This window comes from Streptomyces sp. SirexAA-E (assembly GCF_000177195.2).
Taxonomy (GTDB): Bacteria; Actinomycetota; Actinomycetes; order Streptomycetales; family Streptomycetaceae; genus Streptomyces; species Streptomyces flavovirens.
On the sequence record NC_015953.1, the window covers coordinates 247,144 to 266,474 of the forward strand.

The 19,331-nt window shown below is 70.5% G+C and carries 20 protein-coding genes; 7 read left to right on the forward strand and 13 right to left on the reverse strand.

The window, feature by feature from the left end; genetic code table 11:
• Positions 1 to 187: 187 nt before the first annotated feature.
• The gene (locus SACTE_RS01035; RefSeq protein ID WP_014044163.1) at positions 188 to 439 is read left to right on the forward strand and encodes a DUF6296 family protein; all 252 of its coding nucleotides are present in this window, start codon (positions 188 to 190) and stop codon (positions 437 to 439) included.
• Between the two features lie 108 nt (positions 440 to 547).
• Positions 548 to 988, forward strand: a complete 441-nt coding sequence (locus SACTE_RS01040) for a protein-tyrosine phosphatase family protein (RefSeq protein WP_014044164.1) — start codon at positions 548 to 550, stop codon at positions 986 to 988.
• Positions 989 to 1,004: 16 nt separating this feature from the next.
• Here the strand turns inward: SACTE_RS01040 and SACTE_RS01045 are convergent, their stop codons facing one another.
• Positions 1,005 to 1,292: a hypothetical protein gene (locus SACTE_RS01045; protein WP_014044165.1), complete on the reverse strand. Its 288-nt coding sequence runs from the start codon at positions 1,290 to 1,292 to the stop codon at positions 1,005 to 1,007.
• Positions 1,293 to 1,414: 122 nt separating this feature from the next.
• A complete protein-coding gene (locus tag SACTE_RS01050; RefSeq protein WP_014044166.1) occupies positions 1,415 to 1,846 on the reverse strand; it encodes a DUF2000 domain-containing protein in 432 nt (143 codons plus the stop codon).
• A 90-nt stretch (positions 1,847 to 1,936) separates the two neighbouring features.
• On the opposite strand from SACTE_RS01050, the gene SACTE_RS01055 reads away from it, so the two are divergent.
• A complete protein-coding gene (locus SACTE_RS01055) occupies positions 1,937 to 2,773 on the forward strand; it encodes an AraC family transcriptional regulator (protein ID WP_014044167.1) in 837 nt (278 codons plus the stop codon).
• Here SACTE_RS01055 and SACTE_RS01060 read toward each other — a convergent pair.
• The 8 genes from SACTE_RS01060 to SACTE_RS01095 form a co-directional block, all read right to left on the reverse strand.
• Positions 2,734 to 3,243 carry a DUF664 domain-containing protein gene (locus SACTE_RS01060; RefSeq protein ID WP_014044168.1) on the reverse strand — a complete coding sequence of 170 codons (510 nt, stop codon included), beginning with the start codon at positions 3,241 to 3,243 and terminating at the stop codon, positions 2,734 to 2,736. The genes SACTE_RS01055 and SACTE_RS01060 overlap by 40 nt on opposite strands.
• Before the next feature lie 74 nt (positions 3,244 to 3,317).
• Positions 3,318 to 4,325, reverse strand: coding sequence for an alpha/beta hydrolase (locus SACTE_RS01065; RefSeq protein WP_014044169.1), 1,008 nt, complete (start codon positions 4,323 to 4,325; stop codon positions 3,318 to 3,320).
• A 109-nt stretch (positions 4,326 to 4,434) separates the two neighbouring features.
• A complete protein-coding gene (locus SACTE_RS01070; protein ID WP_014044170.1) occupies positions 4,435 to 4,668 on the reverse strand; it encodes a hypothetical protein in 234 nt (77 codons plus the stop codon).
• A gap of 6 nt (positions 4,669 to 4,674) precedes the next feature.
• Complete coding sequence (locus tag SACTE_RS01075; RefSeq protein ID WP_014044171.1) at positions 4,675 to 5,352, reverse strand: TNT domain-containing protein; 678 nt, start codon at positions 5,350 to 5,352, stop codon at positions 4,675 to 4,677.
• Positions 5,353 to 5,422: 70 nt separating this feature from the next.
• Complete coding sequence (locus tag SACTE_RS01080) at positions 5,423 to 5,845, reverse strand: nuclear transport factor 2 family protein (RefSeq protein WP_014044172.1); 423 nt, start codon at positions 5,843 to 5,845, stop codon at positions 5,423 to 5,425.
• A gap of 88 nt (positions 5,846 to 5,933) precedes the next feature.
• Positions 5,934 to 6,632: a DUF4230 domain-containing protein gene (locus SACTE_RS01085; protein ID WP_014044173.1), complete on the reverse strand. Its 699-nt coding sequence runs from the start codon at positions 6,630 to 6,632 to the stop codon at positions 5,934 to 5,936.
• Positions 6,633 to 6,711: 79 nt separating this feature from the next.
• Complete coding sequence (locus tag SACTE_RS01090; protein WP_014044174.1) at positions 6,712 to 7,227, reverse strand: DinB family protein; 516 nt, start codon at positions 7,225 to 7,227, stop codon at positions 6,712 to 6,714.
• Between the two features lie 107 nt (positions 7,228 to 7,334).
• Positions 7,335 to 10,172 (reverse strand): glycoside hydrolase family 48 protein, encoded by a 2,838-nt coding sequence (locus SACTE_RS01095; protein WP_226995138.1) that lies wholly within the window; start codon positions 10,170 to 10,172, stop codon positions 7,335 to 7,337.
• 1,056 nt (positions 10,173 to 11,228) lie between these two features.
• On the opposite strand from SACTE_RS01095, the gene SACTE_RS01100 reads away from it, so the two are divergent.
• Positions 11,229 to 12,989, forward strand: a complete 1,761-nt coding sequence (locus tag SACTE_RS01100; RefSeq protein ID WP_014044176.1) for a glycoside hydrolase family 6 protein — start codon at positions 11,229 to 11,231, stop codon at positions 12,987 to 12,989.
• Here the strand turns inward: SACTE_RS01100 and SACTE_RS01105 are convergent.
• Positions 12,986 to 13,639, reverse strand: coding sequence for a VanZ family protein (locus SACTE_RS01105; protein WP_014044177.1), 654 nt, complete (start codon positions 13,637 to 13,639; stop codon positions 12,986 to 12,988). The genes SACTE_RS01100 and SACTE_RS01105 overlap by 4 nt on opposite strands.
• Before the next feature lie 62 nt (positions 13,640 to 13,701).
• Here SACTE_RS01105 and SACTE_RS01110 point away from each other — a divergent pair, with 62 nt between their 5' ends.
• A complete protein-coding gene (locus SACTE_RS01110; RefSeq protein WP_014044178.1) occupies positions 13,702 to 14,202 on the forward strand; it encodes a tetratricopeptide repeat protein in 501 nt (166 codons plus the stop codon).
• Positions 14,203 to 14,413: 211 nt separating this feature from the next.
• Here SACTE_RS01110 and rpmG read toward each other — a convergent pair whose 3' ends face one another.
• On the reverse strand, positions 14,414 to 14,578 hold the full coding sequence (gene rpmG / locus SACTE_RS01115) for a 50S ribosomal protein L33 (RefSeq protein WP_014044179.1): 165 nt from the start codon (positions 14,576 to 14,578) through the stop codon (positions 14,414 to 14,416).
• Positions 14,579 to 14,963: 385 nt separating this feature from the next.
• On the opposite strand from rpmG, the gene SACTE_RS01120 reads away from it, so the two are divergent.
• Positions 14,964 to 16,394 (forward strand): SpoIIE family protein phosphatase, encoded by a 1,431-nt coding sequence (locus tag SACTE_RS01120; RefSeq protein WP_014044180.1) that lies wholly within the window; start codon positions 14,964 to 14,966, stop codon positions 16,392 to 16,394.
• A gap of 60 nt (positions 16,395 to 16,454) precedes the next feature.
• Here the strand turns inward: SACTE_RS01120 and SACTE_RS01125 are convergent, their stop codons facing one another.
• Positions 16,455 to 17,948 carry a hypothetical protein gene (locus SACTE_RS01125; protein ID WP_014044181.1) on the reverse strand — a complete coding sequence of 498 codons (1,494 nt, stop codon included), beginning with the start codon at positions 17,946 to 17,948 and terminating at the stop codon, positions 16,455 to 16,457.
• A gap of 231 nt (positions 17,949 to 18,179) precedes the next feature.
• On the opposite strand from SACTE_RS01125, the gene SACTE_RS01130 reads away from it, so the two are divergent.
• The gene (locus tag SACTE_RS01130) at positions 18,180 to 19,307 is read left to right on the forward strand and encodes an aminoglycoside phosphotransferase family protein (RefSeq protein ID WP_014044182.1); all 1,128 of its coding nucleotides are present in this window, start codon (positions 18,180 to 18,182) and stop codon (positions 19,305 to 19,307) included.
• Positions 19,308 to 19,331 lie beyond the last annotated feature (24 nt).

Consider the following 19,331-nt stretch of genomic DNA (forward strand, 5'->3'; position numbering starts at 1 on the left):
CGGGCGGCGGTGCGAAGGTCAGCACACGTCCGGTCCCTTGCAGTGATGGTCGCCCCGCCTCACCGAATCCGCATCCGCAGTCACCGGTAGTGACACGAACACGCGCCGAGTGCACCATGCGCGCCGGTGCGAAACAATGAAGAGGACGGGTGCACGGCTGTGTCCCGTGCCCGGTCGGGAGGCATACATGGGTTACCCGGAAAGCTACGAGCTGATATTCCAGACGACCGGCGCCGAGGACGACGTGGTCGTCGTCCATCTCACCGCCCGGTCCGGAGCCGGCGGCTACCCGGTCTACGAGGACGAGACCGGCATCGTGCGCGCCGAGATCAGCGAGCGCGGCGAGGTTCGCATGCAGGCGAGCGGCGGGCACCAGGCCCCGCGCGTGCCGCTGCTGGCCAGGCCGCTGAGCCACGGCAGCGGCCCGAGGGCGGACTGAGCGGCCACTCCCATCCCCACAAGCGGCCCCGTCGCCGCGCTCCGGCCTGTTTACTGGGCCTGTGGACAGCGGCGCCCAGGGGCGCAAGACGGCGGAGGGGTGGGCGGCGTGGCCGATACGTGGGACGAGTCCGGTGCGGGTGTGATGCGACTGCCCTCGGGGCGGCTGGTCCGCGGGCGCGGCCTGCGGCGGCCGCTCCCCGACGGTCCGGCACCCGGCTACGCGGTCCATCTCCTCGGCCGGCGGCCACCGGCCGTCGACTGGGAGGCGCGATGGCTGCGCTGGCCCGACTTCAGGCTCCCCGCCGACCGGTCCGAGGCCCGCCGTGTGTTTCAGGAGGCATGGGACCGCTCGGCACGGGAGCGCGTCGAGGTCGCCTGCGGTGGCGGGCGCGGGCGTACGGGTACGGCGCTGGCCTGCCTGGCGGTCCTCGACGGGGTCCCGGCCGAGCAGGCCGTGTCGTACGTACGACGGCACTACCACCCCGGAGCCGTCGAGACCCCGTGGCAGCGGCGGTACGTGAGGCGCTTCGGGGACGGCGGACGCTGAGGCCCGCCCGGCCGCTTCAGTCCACCGTGTACGGCACGGGTACGGTGGCCGCGCCTCCGGCACGGACCGCCTCGACGACGTTCTGGTGGAAGGAGCGGCTGTCCTCCTCCGACGGGCAGGGCACGGGGCTTCCCGCCATGGTGAACCAGTCGGAGGCCCCGCTGTACTGCACGGCCACCTCCGCCTGCCCGTCGGACCATGTGGTGTGTACGGTCAGATCGCCGTTGACGACGCCTACCTCTTCGGTGCGCACTCCGCCGGTTCCCGCGAAGACACCGCAGGTAGTCCACGATGCCCAGTTCATGACGCGTCACCTTTCGGGACGTTGACAAGCCTGTCGAGCGGACTGCTTCCGAGTATGGCACCGCGCAACTCCATTCGCACACATGTGCCCGCATGTATCCCGGGCGTAGCGCAGCGCGGTCGTCAGGGGTGCATCGAGGCGCCCTTGACGATCTTGTCCACGTCCTTGCGCGGCCCGTACACCGCCAGCCCCACCAGGTCCAGGCCCTGCCGCGTCACCGCGCGGACCGCGGCCCGGTTAGCGGCGTCGTGGCCGGTGGCGAAGAGGTCGCCGGTGAACACCGCGGTCGCCGTGCCCCGGGTCACCGCCCTGCCGTGCGCGGTGGTGAGCAGTTCCTTCGACCCGGCGAAGACCATGACCGGCTGCCGGAACATCGGCAGGTACGGGGTGTCGTCGGCGTCGGCGTACGGCTCGCCGACCACTTCCGGGGCGTGTGTGCCGAGACCGCTGACCAGGAAGGCGGTGACATTGAGGCGCTGCCACGTCAGGAGGTCGTCACGGAGCAGCACGGCGATCTTGGTCTCGAAGCGTACGGGTGCGTTGTCGTCGTTCATGTACGAGAGCCTGCCGGGGCCGCGCGCGCGAATCTTGTACGAAGTTTGCAGGCTGTCCGGCCACCGGGGCCGCCCTTGTACGCTTCCGGTATGGCCGCACGCCCGGAGGTCACCGCATGGCGTCCGCGGGTGGAGGGGATCGACGAGGTCTTCCACGCCCGCTTCGCCGATCACGCGTACCCGATGCACACGCACGATTCCTGGACGCTGCTCGTCGTCGACGAGGGCATGGTCCGCTACGACCTGGACCGCCATGAGCACGGCGCCCCGCGTCCGGTGGTGACTCTGCTGCCGCCGCACGTCCCGCACAACGGCGACGCGGTCACGCCGGACGGCTTCCGCAAGCGTGTCCTGTACCTGAATACCGCGCAGATCGACGTGGACCTCGTGGGCCGGGCGGTCGACCGCCCCGTGCTGCACGACCCGTGGTTGCGGCACCGGGTGCACCAGCTCCATCAGACCCTCGCGCACCCCGGTGACGAACTGGAGGCGCAGAGCCGTCTCGCCCTCGTACGCGAACGGCTCGCCGCTCACCTGCTCGACCGCCTCGGCGCGCCGCCGCCGGTGCGTGACCCCAAGATCGCCCGTGAGCTGCGCGACCTGCTCGACGGTCATGTGGTCGAGGGGCTGAGCCTGCGGGACGCGGCTCGGCGCCTGCACACCCACCACACGCATCTGGTGCGGGCTTTCAGCCGCGAGTTCGGCATGGCCCCGCACCAGTACCTGACGGGCCGTCGGGTCGATCTGGCACGGCGCCTGCTGCTGGGCGGGATGCGTGTGTCCGACGTGGCGGTGGCTGCCGGTTTCTACGACCAGTCGCACTTCTCCCGGCACTTCAAGCGCGTGGTCGGCACGAGTCCGGGCCGCTACGCGCGCACCGGGCCGGCCTACCGGCGTTCCAGCGCTCCCCGGACGAACGCCGCCTGACCGGCGTGCTGCAGGTCGTCGGAGAGAACACTGATCAGTCGCACCCCGAGGGTCACCGGCGGCGACCACGCCTCGTCCACGACGCGGTCCAGTGCCCGGCCGTCGAGCCCGTGGACGAAGGCGAGGCTCTGCTCGTGGACGGCGTCGTAGTAGCCGAGGAGCAGGTCGCCCGAGGCCACCTCGACGGACCCGACCTGCTCGCTGCTGTGCCCGTAACCGGTCGAGTCCTCGGGGAGGGGGAGCTCGAACCGGGAGGCCCAGTCCTCGGAGAACCAGACCTGCTCGGTGCCCGCGGCGTCGGAGACGTGGTCGTCCTGGACCCGGGTGAGGTGCCACACGAGCCAGGCGATCGAGTTCGCGTCCTCGTCGAGCCTGGCGTTGAGCATGTCGGGCGGGAGACCTTCGACTGCCGCGTGCACCGTTTCCTTGATGCGTTCGAACGCTTCGGCGAGAATCCCAGCACTGTTCATGAACCCACCATGGCCGGTCCCGGTACGGGGTCCCGGCTCCGACACGCGGCCGGAGCCGGGACAGGGCGTTGCGGTCAGGCGTGCACCGTGTGCAGCCACCGCGTCAGCAGGGTGTTGACCTCAGACGCGCGTTCCTGCTGGATCCAGTGGCCGCAGCCCTCGATGAGGTGTGAGGAGACCAGGCCGGGCAGCGTGTCGGGGTAGGCGGCGATCGCGTCGGCCATCCAGGTGGTCGAGGAGTCGAGGGATCCGCCGAGGAAGAGGGAGGGCTGGCTGAGGACGGCGCCGTCCCAGGCGGCCAGGTCCTCCCAGTCCCGGTCGACGTTGCGGTAGCGGTTGAGTCCGCCGGTCAGCCCGGTCCTCTCGAACTCGGCGCTGTAGACGTCGAGGTCCTCCTCCGTGAGCCAGGACGGCAGCGGTCCGTCGGTGAAGCGGTCCCGCATTTGGGCGCCGGGCGGCACGAAGTAGGGGCTGCCCTGGTCGGGCGGGGGCATCGTGTCGGCGGAGAGCGATGCGTAGAGCCCGGCGAGCCAGCCGCGCACGTCGGGTTCGATCTCGGCCTCGGCACGGCCCGGTTCCTGGAAGTAGCTGATGTAGAACTCCTCGCCCCCTCCGATGCGCGCGAAGGCCTCGGTGGGCCGGACCGGGTTCCACGGGGAGTAGGGGACGCTGAGGAACGCGGCGGCGGTGAACAGGTCGGGCCGCAGCAGCGCGCTGTTGGCGGCGATGGGCGAGCCCCAGTCGTGGCCGACGACGGTCGCCGTCTCCTCCCCCAGGGCGTGGACCACCGCGACGTTGTCGGCGACCAGGGCCGTCATCCGGTAGGCGTCCACTGCGCGGGGGGCCGAGGAGCGGCCGTACCCCCGCACGTCGACGGCGACGGCGCGAAAGCCCGCCTCGGCCAAGGCCGGAAGCTGGTGGCGCCAGGAGTACGACGTCTCGGGGAAGCCGTGGATCAGCAGGACGAGCGGGCCGGTCCCCTGTTCGAGGAGGTGGATCCGGCCTCCGGGGACGTCCACCAGCCGGTGGACCGCCCCGGGGACGGATCGTGAGGGGGTGGACGAGGGAGCGGGCTGCCGCATGGGGTCTCCTTGGTGGTGGCCAGGGCTGCGGATCAACGATCATCCGGCGACCGGCCGCCGGGCAAGGGAACTCACCGGTCCGGCGAACCGGCCCCCTGTGACGCCCGGCTCAGACGAGCAGGTGCAGCAGGTGACGGCAGGCCGTCTCCTCGTCCGGATGCCGGGCGAACGCGTCGTACACACCTCGTTCGTACGCGCCGGTCTCCCAGGTCCCGTCGGGCGCCTGTCGGACGAACAGGAAGTCCGGAGGCGTGGGAACCGGTTCGTGGACACCCTCGACGCGGTAGTAGCCGTCGGGCACCCCCGCCGCGATCAGCGCGGACCGCAGTCCGTGGCGGTCCATGGCGGGTCACACCCCGGCGGGCGTGAGGTAGTCGTGGTCGAGCAGCCATTTCACGTTGAGGCGCTCGCCCTCGCCCGGGTCGAGGAAGACCGCGTCGAGCTTGATCTGCTGACCGCCGCCGGGCTGTTCGAACCACGGGGCGATGCCGCCCTGCCAGACCCAGAAGGGCTTGGCGACCTTGTAGACGCGGTAGTCGCACGGGGTCGCCGTCTCGCGGGTGTTGAGGTTCTGCGGCGGCAGTGCCCGCTCCGCGTAGGCGTCGCCCGCCGGTGCCAGGTAACCGCCGTACTCGGAGCCGAAGCGGTCCAGGCGCTGGCCGGGGCGCAGCTTGGTGGGCTCCTTGTCGATCTCGCCGTTGACCTCGGCGAAGCCGTCGTTCGGCGGGTACTTCCAGCTGCCGGTGTCCTCAGGGCCTTCCCAGTACTTCTTCAGGAAGTTCGCCGGCGACAGGGCGCCCGTGCGCTTGTATCCCTTGAGCAGCGGGCCGACGGGCGCCTGGGTGGTGCTCGGCAGCCACTGGGGGCCCAGCCGGGCGTCGTCGCGGAACTTGCCGGTGCAGGGGTCATGGTGTGCGACCGCCGTCGACGGGGCGCGCTCCTGGTGGGGCGCGGCGTTCGCGGCGGGGGCGGCCACCAGCCCCGCGGTGACGCCCATCGCGGCGAGTACGGTGCGGACACGGTTCATTCGGGATTCCCTCGGTTGCCGACACTGCTCGGTCAGCTACGAAGGGTAATCCGTTGAACGCAACGGGTGTTCACGCCATGCCGTCCTCGGTCAGACCCGCCAGGACCGCCGCGCCGAGCGCCTGCACAGCGGACATCGGGCGGACCATCACCGTGAACTCCTTGATCAGGCCGTCCTCGTCGAACTGGAGGAGATCGATCCCGTGGATCTCCTTGCCGTCCACCGCTGCCTTGAACAACAGGATTTCCGACGGCTGTTCGGTGTCATCGGTGCTGGTGAGGGCTGCGCCCTCGAAGTGTCCGATGTAGCGGAAGTCCTGGAAGGTACGCAGGAGGACGCCGAAGAGTCCGAGCACCATGGGCCGCCCCTCGAACGGGGTGAACTTCACCGGGCTGAGGAGGCGGACGTTCTCGGTGAACAGGGCCTCCATCGACGCGAGTTCGCGCTTCTCCACGGCGGCGCGGAAGCGTTCCGCGGTGTCGGCGGCGGTCATGGACACCACTCCCCAGATCCTTGGCACTCAACAAGGTGACTGTTCAATTCGTTGAGTATGCGGCACGATCTGGCGTGAGCGGAACAGCTCAGCCGTAGTGGACGGTGACCTTCTCGAATCCGAGGGAACCGAGCAGCCCTTGGAGCATGGCGGTGGTGTTCTTCTCGGCCCGCGCGGTGAGTTCGCTCTCCTCGGCCGCCTCTCCGATGTGCTGGGCGGCCATCTTGTTGACCGCCTGTTCGCTGCCGGGGTTGTCGGAGAAGAAGTCACCGAGCCGGTCGAGGAGGCCGCGCTGCTTGGACACGGCGTACGAGCGGTCCGGGTCCAGGGCGGGCTTGCCCAGGACCGCGTGCGGAAGGCGGAGTTCGGCCTCGGTGCGGTCCTCGTTGACCTTCACGCCGTCCTCGGCGATCTGGCCGAGGTCCACCGAGGCGCCCACGGTGCCCGCGCCCACGTACAGGGTGCGGGTGCCACGGATGGCGTCGGGCAGGAACTTGGTGTCCTTCTCCAGATCGACGACGACCTGGAAGTTGCCGGAGGCCGCCTCGTACGAGCTCATGTCCTGGACCGCCTTGAGCACGGCCGGGCCGGAGCGGTCCGTGGCCCGCTCGCCGAAGAAGTCGCCGAAGCCGGGCAGGAGGCCGATGCGCGTACCCAGCAGGAGCAGGACCAGGGCCGCGGCGCAGACACCGGCGAACGGGAGGCAGCCCCGGGTGCGTGCGCGGCTGTTTCGTCCCGTTCCCTCGGGGTCGGGAGCGCCGTCTGTCCTTACGTCAGTGGACGTCATGTCCTCCGTGTGACCCGGTACCGCCGTTTCAGTCCGCCCCCGGGACGTGACTACGTCAGAGGATGTACGGGCCGGGGGGTCAGGCCCCGGTGACCCCGTCCAGACGTTCCCTCAGGAGGTCGGCGTGGCCCACGTGGCGGGCGTATTCGCTGATCATGTGGATGTGTACCAGCCGCAGCGAGTAGACCGTGCCCCGCCGGGTGAACACGTCGTCGAGCGAGGCGCCGGCGACCGCCTCGTCCGCGAGGCGTATCTCTTCGACGAGGCGGGCGTAGTCGTGCTCGGCGTGTGCCGGGTCGAGGTCCTCGAAGTCCGCGTCCTTTCCTTTCCCGGGCTCGTACATCGGCGGGAGTTCCAGCCCGGCGAATCCCTCGCGGAACCAGACGCGTTCGACCTTGGCCATGTGCCGGACGAGGCCGAGCAGCGTGAGGGTCGAGGGCGGGACGGTCCGGTCGGCGAGTTGCTGCCCGGTCAGCCCGGCGCACTTCTGCAGGAGAGTGGCACGGTAGAAGGCGAGGAAGCCCGTGAGCGTCTCCCGCTCACCGCCCGTGAGGGGTCCGTGGGTGCGGGTGGCTTCGGGAGCGGTCCATGTCATGGGCCCATGATGCCCGCCGGCGCGGTCGGCGGTCCCCCGTTTTTCGTCCGGGGCGCAGTGGCGGGTGCCCCGGTCGGCGGCCGGGGCACCCGCTGGGGCGCCGTCACTCACTCCAGGAGGTCGGCGTACGCCCCCAGGGCCAGTGCGATGTCGGCCTGCGCCCAGAACCGGTGGTAGGTGAAGACCGGGGCGGCACCGCCGTCCAGGTACGCCTGCACCTGGGGCCAGTTCGGGTCGTCCTTGTAGAAGGAGCGGATGGAGAGGAACGTCGAGTCCTCGTCGACGGTGTCACCGTTGGGCATGGCGCCCGTCCAGCCACCGGGGACGTAGACCGGGTCGTCGAACCGGTTGTAGTCGGCGCGGGTCTCGGGCACCGCCACGCCGGCGTCGTCCTGGTGGTGCTGCCACATGCCGTCGAGCAGCGCCTCGGCGGTGGCCTCGGCCTCCGTGTCACCGGACTTGGCGGCGTAGTAGGTCAGTGTCCGGGCGTACGCGCCGGCCACGCCGACGTCGTCGGTGTAGTCGGCGACCGTGACGTGGAGCTGGGCGTTGGCACCGGGGTTCGAGGCGTTCCAGGTGTCCGGCGCGCCCGACCACTGGAGGGTGGAGGGCATCAGATAGGTGCCGTCCGGGTTGACGGTCGTCTCGGACAGGGCCCAGTCGACCCACTTGTCGAGCACGGCCTTCGCCTGGGCGTCACCCGACTCGTGGTAGTACTCGGCGACGCGCTCCATGGACCACGCCTGGAAGCCGAACCACTGGTTGGACGGCGGGTCGTGGTACACGGGCTTCTCGTCGTAGTACATGCCGTAGAAGGTCGGCGTGCCGGCCGGGGGCTGGGCGTAGCTGCCCTTCCAGCTGTTGGTCGCACCGCCCGCGATGGCACCCTCGTCGGACTGGAGCCACTGGTAGAAGTCCAGTTGGCGGTCCAGGCTCTTGGCCCAGTCCTGCGCTCCGGTGGCCGACTTGGGCTTGAGGTCGGCCACGGAGCTCAGCGCGTAGGCCGCCATCGGGTTCTGGTATCCCCCGTGGGCGTGGCTGGAGCCGATCCGCCAGGACCAGCCGGCCGAGGTGTCGGTGGCGCCGCCCCAGGCGTAGTACCAGGACATCAGGTAGTGCGCGCTGTCCTTGCCGGAGCCGGCCGGGCAGGTGGTCGGGCCGACGCAGTCGCCGATCTTCTTGAAGTACTTGTCGAACATGGAGTAGCGCAGGTAGTCACCCATCTTCGCCGCCTTGCCGACGGTGTCGGCGACTTCGCCCGCCTTCCCCTGCTCCTTCGCCCAGACGTCGGCCCAGTAGGCGGCCTGCACGGCGCGGGCGTCGGCGTCGGGGGCGTTGGTGAACTTCCACTGCTTGGCGTACGAGGAGTCCCCGGTGAACAGGTCGAGGTAGCCGTTGGCGCCGCCGTACGTGAAGTTGTCGCAGGTCGGGTGGGTGACGGTCTCCCAGACCGACTCCTGCGAGCCGCGCTGGAAGGTGTTGATGTAGGACGGACCGGCCTGGGTGGGGCCGGCCGCGCACGTGCCGGGCGCGTTGCCGTATCCGTAGACGTTGTCGACGTCCTGGATCCAGTGCATGCCGTAGATGTCGTCGGTGCCGTACGCGCTCTTCAGCTCTGCCGCGATCGGGTCGGAGCCGGAGGAGGCGGAGCCGTCGAGCACCGCGGGGTACTCGTTCGGGGTGTCGTGCTCGGGCGCGTAGGTGGCGGGCTTGGACGCGTCGTAGAAGGAGTTCGTGGGCTGGTCGGCGTGGGTGGGGATCATGTACGTCTCCATGGTGTCCCACGCACCGTTGAACTTGGTCCAGTCGCCGGTGATCTTGCCGTACATCGCCTGCAGCCAGATCAGGTAGCTGTAGGCCTCCGAGGTGGTCTCGTGCCCGTGGTCGGGCGCCTCGACGATCAGCGTCTCGACGGAGTGGTAGGGGATTCCCTCCGGCGAGAAGTAGCCGTTCGCGGGATCGGTGATCTTCCCGTAGAGGTCGAGGAAACGGGCGTCGTACTCCTTCGCCGCCGCCAGCTGGGTGACGGTGACCTCGGCCTTGCCGTGGCCGGGGGCCGTGACGGTGAAGGTCGCGGCCCCGGTGCCGGAGCCGTCGGCCGTGACGGTCACCTTCTGGGGTGTGGACCAGTTCGCGGGGGTGAAGGTGAGGGTCGACCCGCCGGTGACGCTCAGCCCGGTGTTACCCGCGGACCGGGCGGCCGTGACGGTGACGTCCGCCGCGGGCGCGGTGGACAGCGAGACGTCGAAGGTTCCCGACCTGCCCTGCTGGACGCCGAGTTGAGCGGGGGAGACGACGACCGCGGGGCCGGTGACGACGGTGATGCCGGCGGGCGGGGAATCCGCGGAGGCGCCGAGGCTGTCGTAGGCCCTGGCGTACACGGAGTGGCTGCCGGCCGCCAGTTGCCCGGCCTCGTAGCTGTACGGGGAGGTGGTGTCGGTGCCGAGGAGGGTCGTGTCGTCGTAGAACTCGACCTTGCTGATCGTCGCCCCGTCCGCGGCCGCGGCGGTCGCCGCCAGCGGAACCGGGTCCCCGGCGGAGAAGACGGCGCCCGCCGCCGGGGAGGTGAGGACGGCGATCGGCGGCTGGTGGGCCCCCGCGCAGACCGTGCCGTTGACGGCGAAGGTGGTCGGTGCGGTGTTGGCGCCGCTGTAGGTGAACTGCGCGCCGGTCGTGACGGCGGCACCGGCGGCGATCGCACCGTTCCAGGCTGCGTTCTTCACGCTGACGGTCTTGCCTGACTGGGACCAGGTGCCGCTCCAGCCGCTCGTGAGCTGCTGGTTCCCGGCGTAGTCGTACGTCAGGGTCCAGCCGTCGATCGCGGCGGAGCCCCGGTTGGTCAGGGTGAGTTCGGTGGTGAACCCCGATCCCCAGTCACTGGTCGTGTAGTCGACGCTGCACGCGACGGCGGCGGCCTGGGCCTCCGTGCCGGCCGCTGCGGTCATTCCCAAGGGGAGGGCGAGGGCGGCCACCAGGGCCGTCCACAAGCGTCTGGTTCCGGCTCCGGTTCTGCCGGGTCTCCCCGGTGACCAACTTCTTCGTGCGCTACCCGATGGCATGCGCGTACCTCCTCGCGGCTCGGAGACATGGGGGGCGTGCGGGGCCGAGCACAAGCCTTGAACCAGTGGGAGCGCTCCCAGAATGGGGACGAGGAAAAAGAGAGTCAAGAGACTTGAAGAGTCGAATTGTTTCGACAACAAGAGTTCGGAACCGGTGTGTTGACCGACGAGACTTGACGCTCTACGGTCAAGCCACACCAGTGGGAGCGGTTCCACCGGACGACGTGCCGTAGGGGGTACGCCGGGCCTGTGAGGAGTCGCTCAGGCGACACCCCGCACGTTTCGCACCTGTACCAGCTGCTCCCGCGAGCAGTGCTCGCCACGGCCGGCCGCGCAGCCGGCCTCGTGGCGGCAGCCCCGGATCCGCCTTCCGTAAGCGCGGTGGAACGCCGTGCCGTGACACCCAGGGGACGGCGCTCCACGGGCCCAGGGGCGACGGCGGGCCCGCACCCGGCGTACTCCTGCCCAACGGCACGCCGCGCACCGCGGATCCCTCACGGGATCCGGACCGATCCGGCCGATCAGGCCGACCGCACGCCCCACCGTCCGTGTTCCCCGAACGAGGAGTGCCCGGCTGGCCTTGACCAGAGATCCGCGGAAAGCGGAAGAGAACGGCATCATCCGCAACCGGACCTGCCGGCGGGCGACGACTGCCGCCCCGGTGGCCCCGCCACGATTCGGCACGTCCCTCGGCCGACGTCCGTGCGAGCGGACACCGCCGGACCATCCGTGATCGGCTCCACGACCGCCGAAACCGCCCTCGTCCCGGGTGTGTTCGGCGAAACCGCCTGACCACGGACCTACCTGTCCCGGAGGGACTCCGCACACAGGGACCGCTCCACGGGTCCCTCCCCGATCAGCGACCACGACGGAACCCCACCCGTACGGAATCGGGCCGCGCGACCACCGCGCGCCCTCGACAACTGAGGAAACGGAATTCGTATGAGCCGCACGAGCCGCACCACCCTGCGCCGATCCCGAACAGCACTCATGGCGGCGGGCGCCCTCGTCGCCGCAGCCGCGGGCTCCGCCGCAGCCGCGGCACCCTTCGGTGCCACCGCCGCCGCGGCGGCCGGCTGCACCGTCGACTACAAGATCCAGAACCAGTGGAACGGCGGGCTCACCGCCTCGGTGAGCGTCACCAACAACGGGGACGCCATCTCCGGCTGGCAGCTCCAGTGGAGCTTCGCCGGCGGCGAGCAGGTCAGCCAGGGGTGGAACGCCACCGTCTCTCAGAGCGGCTCCGCCGTCACCGCCAAGGACGCCGGCTACAACGCCGCCCTGGCCACCGGGGCATCGGCCTCCTTCGGTTTCAACGCGACGGGCAACGGCAACAGCGTCGTCCCCGCGACGTTCAAGCTGAACGGCGTCACCTGCAACGGCGGCACCACGGGCCCGACCGATCCCACGGACCCCACGGACCCGACGGACCCGACCGACCCGCCCGCGGGCAACCGTGTGGACAACCCCTACCAGGGAGCCAAGGTCTATGTGAACCCGGAGTGGTCGGCGAACGCCGCGGCCGAGCCGGGCGGCGACAGAATCGCCGACCAGCCCACCGGCGTCTGGCTGGACCGCATCGCCGCGATCGAGGGCGCGAACGGTTCGATGGGTCTGCGCGACCATCTCGACGAGGCCCTGACGCAGAAGGGCTCCGGCGAACTCGTCGTCCAGGTCGTCATCTACAACCTGCCCGGGCGAGACTGCGCGGCGCTGGCCTCCAACGGTGAGCTCGGACCGACCGAGATCGGCCGCTACAAGACCGAGTACATCGACCCGATCGCGGAGATCCTCGGCGACCCGAAGTACGCGGGCCTGCGCATCGTCACCACGGTCGAGATCGACTCGCTGCCGAACCTCGTCACCAACGCCGGCGGCCGCCCCACGGCCACTCCGGCCTGTGACGTCATGAAGGCCAACGGCAACTACGTCAAGGGCGTCGGCTACGCGCTCAACAAGCTCGGCGACGCGCCCAACGTCTACAACTACATCGACGCGGGCCACCACGGCTGGATCGGCTGGGACGACAACTTCGGCGCCTCCGCGGAGATCTTCCACGAGGCCGCGACCGCCGAGGGCGCGACCGTCAACGACGTGCACGGCTTCATCACCAACACCGCCAACTACAGCGCGCTGAAGGAGGAGAACTTCTCCATCGACGACGCCGTGAACGGCACGTCGGTCCGGCAGTCGAAGTGGGTCGACTGGAACCGCTACACGGACGAGCTGTCCTTCGCGCAGGCCTTCCGCAACGAGCTGGTCTCCGTCGGCTTCAACTCCGGCATCGGCATGCTCATCGACACCTCCCGCAACGGCTGGGGCGGCGCGAACCGGCCGAGCGGACCGGGCGCGAACACCAGCGTCGACACCTATGTGGACGGCGGGCGCTACGACCGCCGCATCCACCTGGGCAACTGGTGCAACCAGGCAGGAGCGGGTCTCGGCGAACGGCCGCAGGCCGCCCCCGAGCCGGGGATCGACGCGTACGTCTGGATGAAGCCCCCGGGGGAGTCCGACGGTTCCAGCTCGGAGATCCCGAACGACGAGGGCAAGGGATTCGACCGGATGTGCGACCCGACCTACACGGGTAACGCCCGTAACAACAACAACATGTCGGGGGCGCTGGGTGGCGCCCCCGTCTCCGGGAAGTGGTTCTCGGCCCAGTTCCAGGAGCTCATGAAGAACGCCTACCCGGCGCTCTAGGCACCGCGTCGGTCCGGTCCGGGTGTTTCCCCGCCCGGACCGGACCGACGGCTGCGCCACTTCTCCACCAGGCCGCTTCCGCGGGTGGACGGCTTCACGGCCGGAGGTCGGCCGCCCTCGGCCGGCTCCGCGACGGCGCCGGGCGGCGCCTCGGCCGCCGGGACGTCCGCCAGTGCGTGGTAGCGGTGGCTGATCCTCCGGCCGATCAGGACGTATCCCAGCAGGGCACCGGTGGTATTCAGGATGACGTCGTCGATGTCGAAGGCGCGGCCGGTGACGAGCGCGCCCTGGACGAGTTCGATGACCGCCATGACCAGGGCGGTCAGCAGGACCATCCGGATCATCCGCAGCCGGCGAGGCACCAGGATCGGGAGCAGCACCCCGAACGGGACGCCGAGCAGGAGGTTGCCTCCCGCCTGCTTGCACGCGGCGAGGAACGTGTACTCCTCCGCGTACTGCCGCAGCGACCGGCCGGGGCGCAAGTTGGACGTCACGATGCCTTCGGAGGCGGGTGACGGGGTCAACGTGACCTTCGCCAGGGCGATCGAGAACGCCACCAGGCCCAGTAACGCCACCACGAGCACTGCGGCCCGCAGCAGGAGACGGCCTGGACTTCCGTGTCGTGCCCGGGGCTTCGCCTCTGTGTTCATGGCCCGCGTCTTCCCCGGACCGTGACGGCCACACCCGGATCCTGGAATGCGACGATGTGCCCATGAGTGCTCAGAACAAGGATGAACTGCTCGCCGAGGCCGTACGGCTCCGCGAGCAGGGCCACCCGGAGCAGGCCCGGGAGCGACTGCTCTCCCTGACGGCCTCTTTCCCCGACGCCGCCGACGTGGCATACCAGACGGCGTGGGTGCACGACGTGCTCGGCCTGGAGGCCGAGGCCGTGCCCTACTACGAGCGGAGTCTCCAGGGGGACGGCCTGAGCGACGAGGAGCGCCGGGGGGCGCTGCTCGGTCTCGGCAGCACCTACCGGGTGCTGGGCCGGTTCGGCCAGGCCGCCGAGACGCTGCGCGGCGGTGTCGCGCAGTTCCCGGACGACGGCGCGCTGCGGACCTTCCTCTCCATGGCGCTGTTCAACACCGGCGACCACCACGAAGCGATGCAGATCCTGTTGCGCCTGGTCGCCTCGACGAGTGAAAGTCCTGAGGTTCGGCGGTACCGGCCGGCCATCGAGCACTACGCGGACGACCTGACCCGGACCATGTGAAAGCCCCGACCGGATCGGGGGAATCCAGCCGGGGCGGCTCACACGCGGGTGGGGCGGACGGTGCCGCCCGGGCGGACTGTGCCCGCTCACTCCCACGTATATATGAACGATAAACCACCCAGGTCCGTTCCCGGGAATCGGCGGAACCTCTTGTGATCCACACCACGGCGACCTGCGACAACGGTCGGACCGGCGTCGTGCGGCCGCTCCGTCAGCGGGCCTCGCGGAACAGCAGGTGCCGGCCCGCGACCGGGTCGAACTTGCGCAGCTCCAGCCGGTCGGGGCTGGTTCGGCGGTTCTTGCGCGTGACGTAGGTGTGGCCGGTTCCCGCCGTCGACCGAAGGAGTACGACGGGCCTGGTCTCGCTGCGTGCCATGGGACCTCCAGGCGTGGATTCCGACCCCGTCCCCCTGATGGGAATGGGTATCGTTTTCCTGCTGCCCTGACAACACGCCGGCGTGCACCGTCATTCCCGTCCACGCGCCGGCGCCGAACGTGCCCCCTCCCCCGCCGGACGCGCCGCGCGGGGGCGGCACGCGCGGGCGCGAGGGCCTCGGATCGCGCCGGGCGGCTTGCGTCAACTCGACCACACGGGCAAGGGTGTTCGGCGCAACCGCACTCCGCGCAGCCGAAGGCATATGCCAGAAGCAACAACCTGTCGAGTGTTGCCAAACCCCTTACGGGCTCCCCCGGCCTGTGCAACAGTCGTGTCCGGTCCACCCCCATGAACCGGCCGTGCCGTGTCTGTATCGGAGTACGAGATGCCGTCCCATCTGTTTGCGGACCGCCCCGCCACGCGACCGCCCGAGCGGGACGCCGTCGACGCCTTGATCAGCCGCACCCGTCGGCTGCGTGGGGACGTGGCGGCCGTGCGGCGGGACGGCTCCGCAACGGACGAGGACGACCCTCAGCTGCGCTGGCAGCGCGCACTCTGCGAGCTGGCCGTGAACCAGCTCGACGACCTCGGTGAGCAGCTGGGACAGCTCAGGAACGGGGTTCCGGCGCAGCCCGCACAGCCGGCGGACGGGACCGCGCGGCAGTCTCCCGAGGCCCGCCCGCAGAGCTCGCTGCTCAGCAGGGTCGGCAGTGCCGAATGGAATCTGCTCACGGACGAGGTCAGCTGGTCCGACGAGCTGTACGAGATCTTCGGCAGGGACCCGGCGACGGGTGCGCTGTCCCTGGACGAGCTCCCGTCCGTACTCCTCGCCGAGGATCAGCCGCTGTTGACGTCGATGGTCACGGACTGCCTGGTGGACGGCAGGCCGATAGACGGCGAGGTCCGCATCCTCCTCCCCGACGGGCGGATGCGGACCCTGCACATGACGGGCGAGCCCGTGCTCGACGCGGACGGCTGCACCGCCTCGATGTGGGCGGTCCTGCGCGACGTCAGCCGGCTCAGGCGCAGCCAGCACCTGGTGGACCGGTCCCGCTCCTCGCTCCACAGCCAGGAACACCGGGCCAGGGCGGAGCGCCGGATGGCGGTCGAGCTGCGCGAGGCCGTGCTGCCGTCCTGGCGCGGTTCGCTGCCCCCGTCGGCGCAGGGCCCCGACCGGCTGGACGTGGCCGCCCACCACCTCCCCGCCCGGACGAACGACCTGATCGGCGGCGACTGGTACGACGCCTTGCGCCTGCCGGACGGCAGGACGCTCCTCACGGTCGGGGACCTGACCGGCCACGGGATCCCCGCGACCTCGGCCGTGGCGACCCTGCTCGGCGCACTGCGCGGGATGGCCGTCGCGGGCATCGAGCCGGGAGCGGTGCTGAGTTATCTGAACGAGCTGATCCAGTGTTCCGCACAGCCCGTGCTGGGAAGCGCCCTGTGCTGCCTCTTCGACCCGGCGACCGGCAGGCTCACCTGGGCCCAGGCGGGCCACCCCGCACCGCTGCTGTTCCGCGGCGGGGTGGGGCGTCCGCTCCCGGCTCCGGACGGGGTGCTGCTCGGCGCGGCGTCCGGAGTCGTCTACGAGCAGGACGAGGTGGTCCTGTCGCCCGGCGACGTGCTGGTGTTGCACACCGACGGACTGACGCGCGGAGGTGACACGGATGCCGGCCCCGAGGTGCTGCCGGGCCTCGCCCCGCGACTCGCGCACGGCGACACGGCACAGGACTGTCTCCGCACGCTCCTCGACGAGTTCGGCACGGCCGAACGGCTGGACGACGCATGCGTACTGGTGGCCCGCGTCGGGGCCTGATGACGCGCCGGACGGCATGGATCCGGCGGGCCGGTCCGCCGGCCGCGACAGTGTGGGCCCTCAGATCTGGGAACCCTTCGCCTTCTTGAACACGCTCTGCGGCAGAACGAGTTCGATCTCCTTCCGGAGGTCCTCGATCTTGGCGTATCCCGCGAACTGACCCGTGAGGCGGTACATCTCGCGGAGCCGGTCCCATGTGCGGTGCGAGGAGGTCTCCCCCATCGACACCAGTGCCAGCCGCGCGTAGCGGTCGGCCTGCTCGGGGTCGTCGGCGATGAAGCAGGCGGAGGCGAGCGAGATGTAGTCGAAGATCTTGGACCGCTGACGACCGTTCTTCCGCAGATCGAGCGCCTGCTTGGCGTGTCGCTGGGCGGTGTTGGCGGCGGCCGGGTCGTGTTCGGCGAGCGTACGGAAGGCGAGGGCCTGCATCCCGTGCATGTCCGCCTCGTCGAACATCTGCATCCAGCTCGGGGGCGGCACGTCGCCCTTGTCGGAGACGAAGAGCTCCTCGGCCTCACCGAGGGTGCGCCGCATGGCCTGCCCGTGCCCCATGGCGGCCTGGGCCCACGCCTCGATGGTGCGCAGCATGGCCTGGGTACGCGGCAGGGTCTCGTCGCCCGAACCGGACTTGGCCAGCTTCATCAGGTCCAGGGCCTCGTCGGGGCGGCCCAGATGGACCATCTGGCGGGCCGCGCGGGAGAGTGCCTCACCCGCGCGCGGACGGTCGCCGCCCTCGCGTGCCGCGTGGGCCGCGATCACGAAGTACTTCTGTGCGGTCGGTTCGAGGCCGACGTCGTGGGACATCCATCCCGCGAGTACCGCGAGGTTGGCGGCGACGCCCCACAGACGGCGCTGCAGGTGTTCGGGGTGCCGGTAGGCCAGCATGCCGCCCACCTCGTTGAGCTGTCCCACGACCGCCTTGCGCTGGAGCCCGCCGCCGCGGGAGGCGTCCCAGGCACGGAACACCTCGACGGAGCGCTCCAGGGCCTCGATCTCCTCCGACCCGACGGGTGCGGCCTCGTACCGGTCGAAACCGGCGTTCTCCGCGTGCTGGGGTTCGTTGGTACGGGCGTTGTGGGCCGCCGGAGCGGGATCGGAGTGGAGCCAGTCGTACATGGCACCGGTGATGGCTGAGCCGGCGGTGAGCGCGGCGCCCGCGCCCACCAAGCCGCGTCGGTTGAGCATGAGGTCCATTCCCGTGAATTCGGTGAGGACCGCTGCCGTCCGTTCGGGCGCCCACGGCATTCCGTCGGGATGTTCCTGCGTCCCGGCCTCTCGCCGCTTCCCCACACGCCCGCGCCGGCCGAACCCGAGGTCCTCGATGGTCACGACACGGCCGAGCCGCTCGGTGAACAGAGCTGCCAGCACCTCGGGCACGGGATCGCGGGGTGACTCCCCCGTGTCGATCCAGCGCCGGACCCGCGAGGTGTCGGTCGCCAGCTGCGGGTGGCCCATGGCCGCCGCCTGCCGGTTCACCATTCTCGCGAGCTCCCCCTTGGACCAGCCGGCCAGGCCGAACAGGTCGGAGAGGCGGGTGTTGGGTTCTCCGGTCACTTCAAGCCCCCAGGTTCTCGGCTGACTTGACACTAACCCCCTGTCAGATGCTGAGGGACTATTCGCCAGGGTTCGCCAGGGTCCGCCAGATGGTCTGCCACCCGTGCTCCGGTGTCAGGTAGGAAAGCGCCACCCCGCCCGGCAGCCCTCGGTACTCCCCAGGGTGCCGAACGGCCGCCGGCCGGGGCGGCGTACGCAACTTGTCGGCGCACGAAGGGATCTGTCTCGCCCATGTACACAGCATCGTCCTCCGTGTCCGCCCCGCCCCGGCCGCTTCGTCCCATGGGGGCGGGCGGCGGGCCGTATCTCGACCCCCGCGCCGCTTCACCGGCGTCCGGCACGGGTCGGACCCGGCGGGCGGCGGGGCCGGGCACCCAACCGCTCAGCGGACGGCTCGACCTCTCGGGTCCGCAGGGAGCGCAGCTGAGGATGGCGATCGCCTCGGTGCACCGCATCTGTCCCGAGTTCAACCCGGTCCAGGTGCTGCGGCGCAGCGGCCGCTCGGTGCTCATCGTGGGCACCACCGGCCGCGCGACGGCCGTGGCCAAGTGTTTACTGGACCACTCCCCCGCGTGGACGGAACGGTTCAGGCACGAAATAGCTGCATACCGCGCCTTCGTCAGGCATCGCCCGCCGGTGCGGGTCCCGCGGCTCATCGCGGCCGACCCGGAGAACTGCACACTGGTGATCGAGCGGATGCCTGGCCGGGTCGCGGCACTGACGAGGCACCCGGTGGAAGCGCCGCCCCGTGCGGACATCCGCGCGGTCCTCGATGCCATCAGGCGGATCAACGCGTGGCGGCCGCCGGCCGGCCTCTTCGGCGCGCCCCTGGACTACGCCTCGCGCATCGCCCGTTACCACGAGCTGGGTCTCTTCACCGACCGGGACCTCGGCGACCTCCAGAAGTTGCTGCACGGTCTGTCCCACGCGGGCGGCCGGCAGGGCATGGGCCAGTTCTGCCACGGAGACGCGTTGCTCTCCAACATCCTGGTGCCGCCCACCGGCCCGGTCCTGGTGGACTGGGAGCATGCGGGCTGGTACCTGCCGGGCTACGACCTGGCGACGTTGTGGACGGTGCTCGGTGACGCCCCGGCGACGCGGCGCCAGATCAGCCAGCTCGCCCAGTCGCAGGGGGCCGCGGCTCGGGACGCCTTCCTGGTCAACCTCATGCTCGTACTGACCCGGGAGATCCGTACGTACGAGACGGCGGTCCAGCGGGCCATGCGGGACGGAGCCGCGGCACCGGCCCGTCCGGGTGCCCTCTCCTCCAGCGAGGAGCAGCGGCTGCTGCTGCGCCGGCTGCACGACGACTGCGCGATGGCACGCCGAGCCGTGCGCGCCGCAGTGGGGACCCGCTGACCGACGGGGGACGCGTGCTGCGGG

What these genes read in the sequence shown, in the direction of transcription:
- SACTE_RS01035 (WP_014044163.1), top strand. Translation starts at nt 188, where the DNA reads ATGGGTTACCCGGAAAGCTACGAGCTGATATTCCAGACGACCGGCGCC.
- SACTE_RS01045 (WP_014044165.1), bottom strand. Translation starts at nt 1,292, where the DNA reads ATGAACTGGGCATCGTGGACTACCTGCGGTGTCTTCGCGGGAACCGGC.
- SACTE_RS01050 (WP_014044166.1), bottom strand. Translation starts at nt 1,846, where the DNA reads ATGAACGACGACAACGCACCCGTACGCTTCGAGACCAAGATCGCCGTG.
- SACTE_RS01055 (WP_014044167.1), top strand. Translation starts at nt 1,937, where the DNA reads ATGGCCGCACGCCCGGAGGTCACCGCATGGCGTCCGCGGGTGGAGGGG.
- SACTE_RS01060 (WP_014044168.1), bottom strand. Translation starts at nt 3,243, where the DNA reads ATGAACAGTGCTGGGATTCTCGCCGAAGCGTTCGAACGCATCAAGGAA.
- SACTE_RS01065 (WP_014044169.1), bottom strand. Translation starts at nt 4,325, where the DNA reads ATGCGGCAGCCCGCTCCCTCGTCCACCCCCTCACGATCCGTCCCCGGG.
- SACTE_RS01070 (WP_014044170.1), bottom strand. Translation starts at nt 4,668, where the DNA reads ATGGACCGCCACGGACTGCGGTCCGCGCTGATCGCGGCGGGGGTGCCC.
- SACTE_RS01075 (WP_014044171.1), bottom strand. Translation starts at nt 5,352, where the DNA reads ATGAACCGTGTCCGCACCGTACTCGCCGCGATGGGCGTCACCGCGGGG.
- SACTE_RS01080 (WP_014044172.1), bottom strand. Translation starts at nt 5,845, where the DNA reads ATGACCGCCGCCGACACCGCGGAACGCTTCCGCGCCGCCGTGGAGAAG.
- SACTE_RS01085 (WP_014044173.1), bottom strand. Translation starts at nt 6,632, where the DNA reads ATGACGTCCACTGACGTAAGGACAGACGGCGCTCCCGACCCCGAGGGA.
- SACTE_RS01090 (WP_014044174.1), bottom strand. Translation starts at nt 7,227, where the DNA reads ATGACATGGACCGCTCCCGAAGCCACCCGCACCCACGGACCCCTCACG.
- SACTE_RS01095 (WP_226995138.1), bottom strand. Translation starts at nt 10,172, where the DNA reads ATGACCGCAGCGGCCGGCACGGAGGCCCAGGCCGCCGCCGTCGCGTGC.
- SACTE_RS01100 (WP_014044176.1), top strand. Translation starts at nt 11,229, where the DNA reads ATGAGCCGCACGAGCCGCACCACCCTGCGCCGATCCCGAACAGCACTC.
- SACTE_RS01105 (WP_014044177.1), bottom strand. Translation starts at nt 13,639, where the DNA reads ATGAACACAGAGGCGAAGCCCCGGGCACGACACGGAAGTCCAGGCCGT.
- SACTE_RS01110 (WP_014044178.1), top strand. Translation starts at nt 13,702, where the DNA reads ATGAGTGCTCAGAACAAGGATGAACTGCTCGCCGAGGCCGTACGGCTC.
- rpmG (WP_014044179.1), bottom strand. Translation starts at nt 14,578, where the DNA reads ATGGCACGCAGCGAGACCAGGCCCGTCGTACTCCTTCGGTCGACGGCG.
- SACTE_RS01120 (WP_014044180.1), top strand. Translation starts at nt 14,964, where the DNA reads ATGCCGTCCCATCTGTTTGCGGACCGCCCCGCCACGCGACCGCCCGAG.
- SACTE_RS01130 (WP_014044182.1), top strand. Translation starts at nt 18,180, where the DNA reads ATGTACACAGCATCGTCCTCCGTGTCCGCCCCGCCCCGGCCGCTTCGT.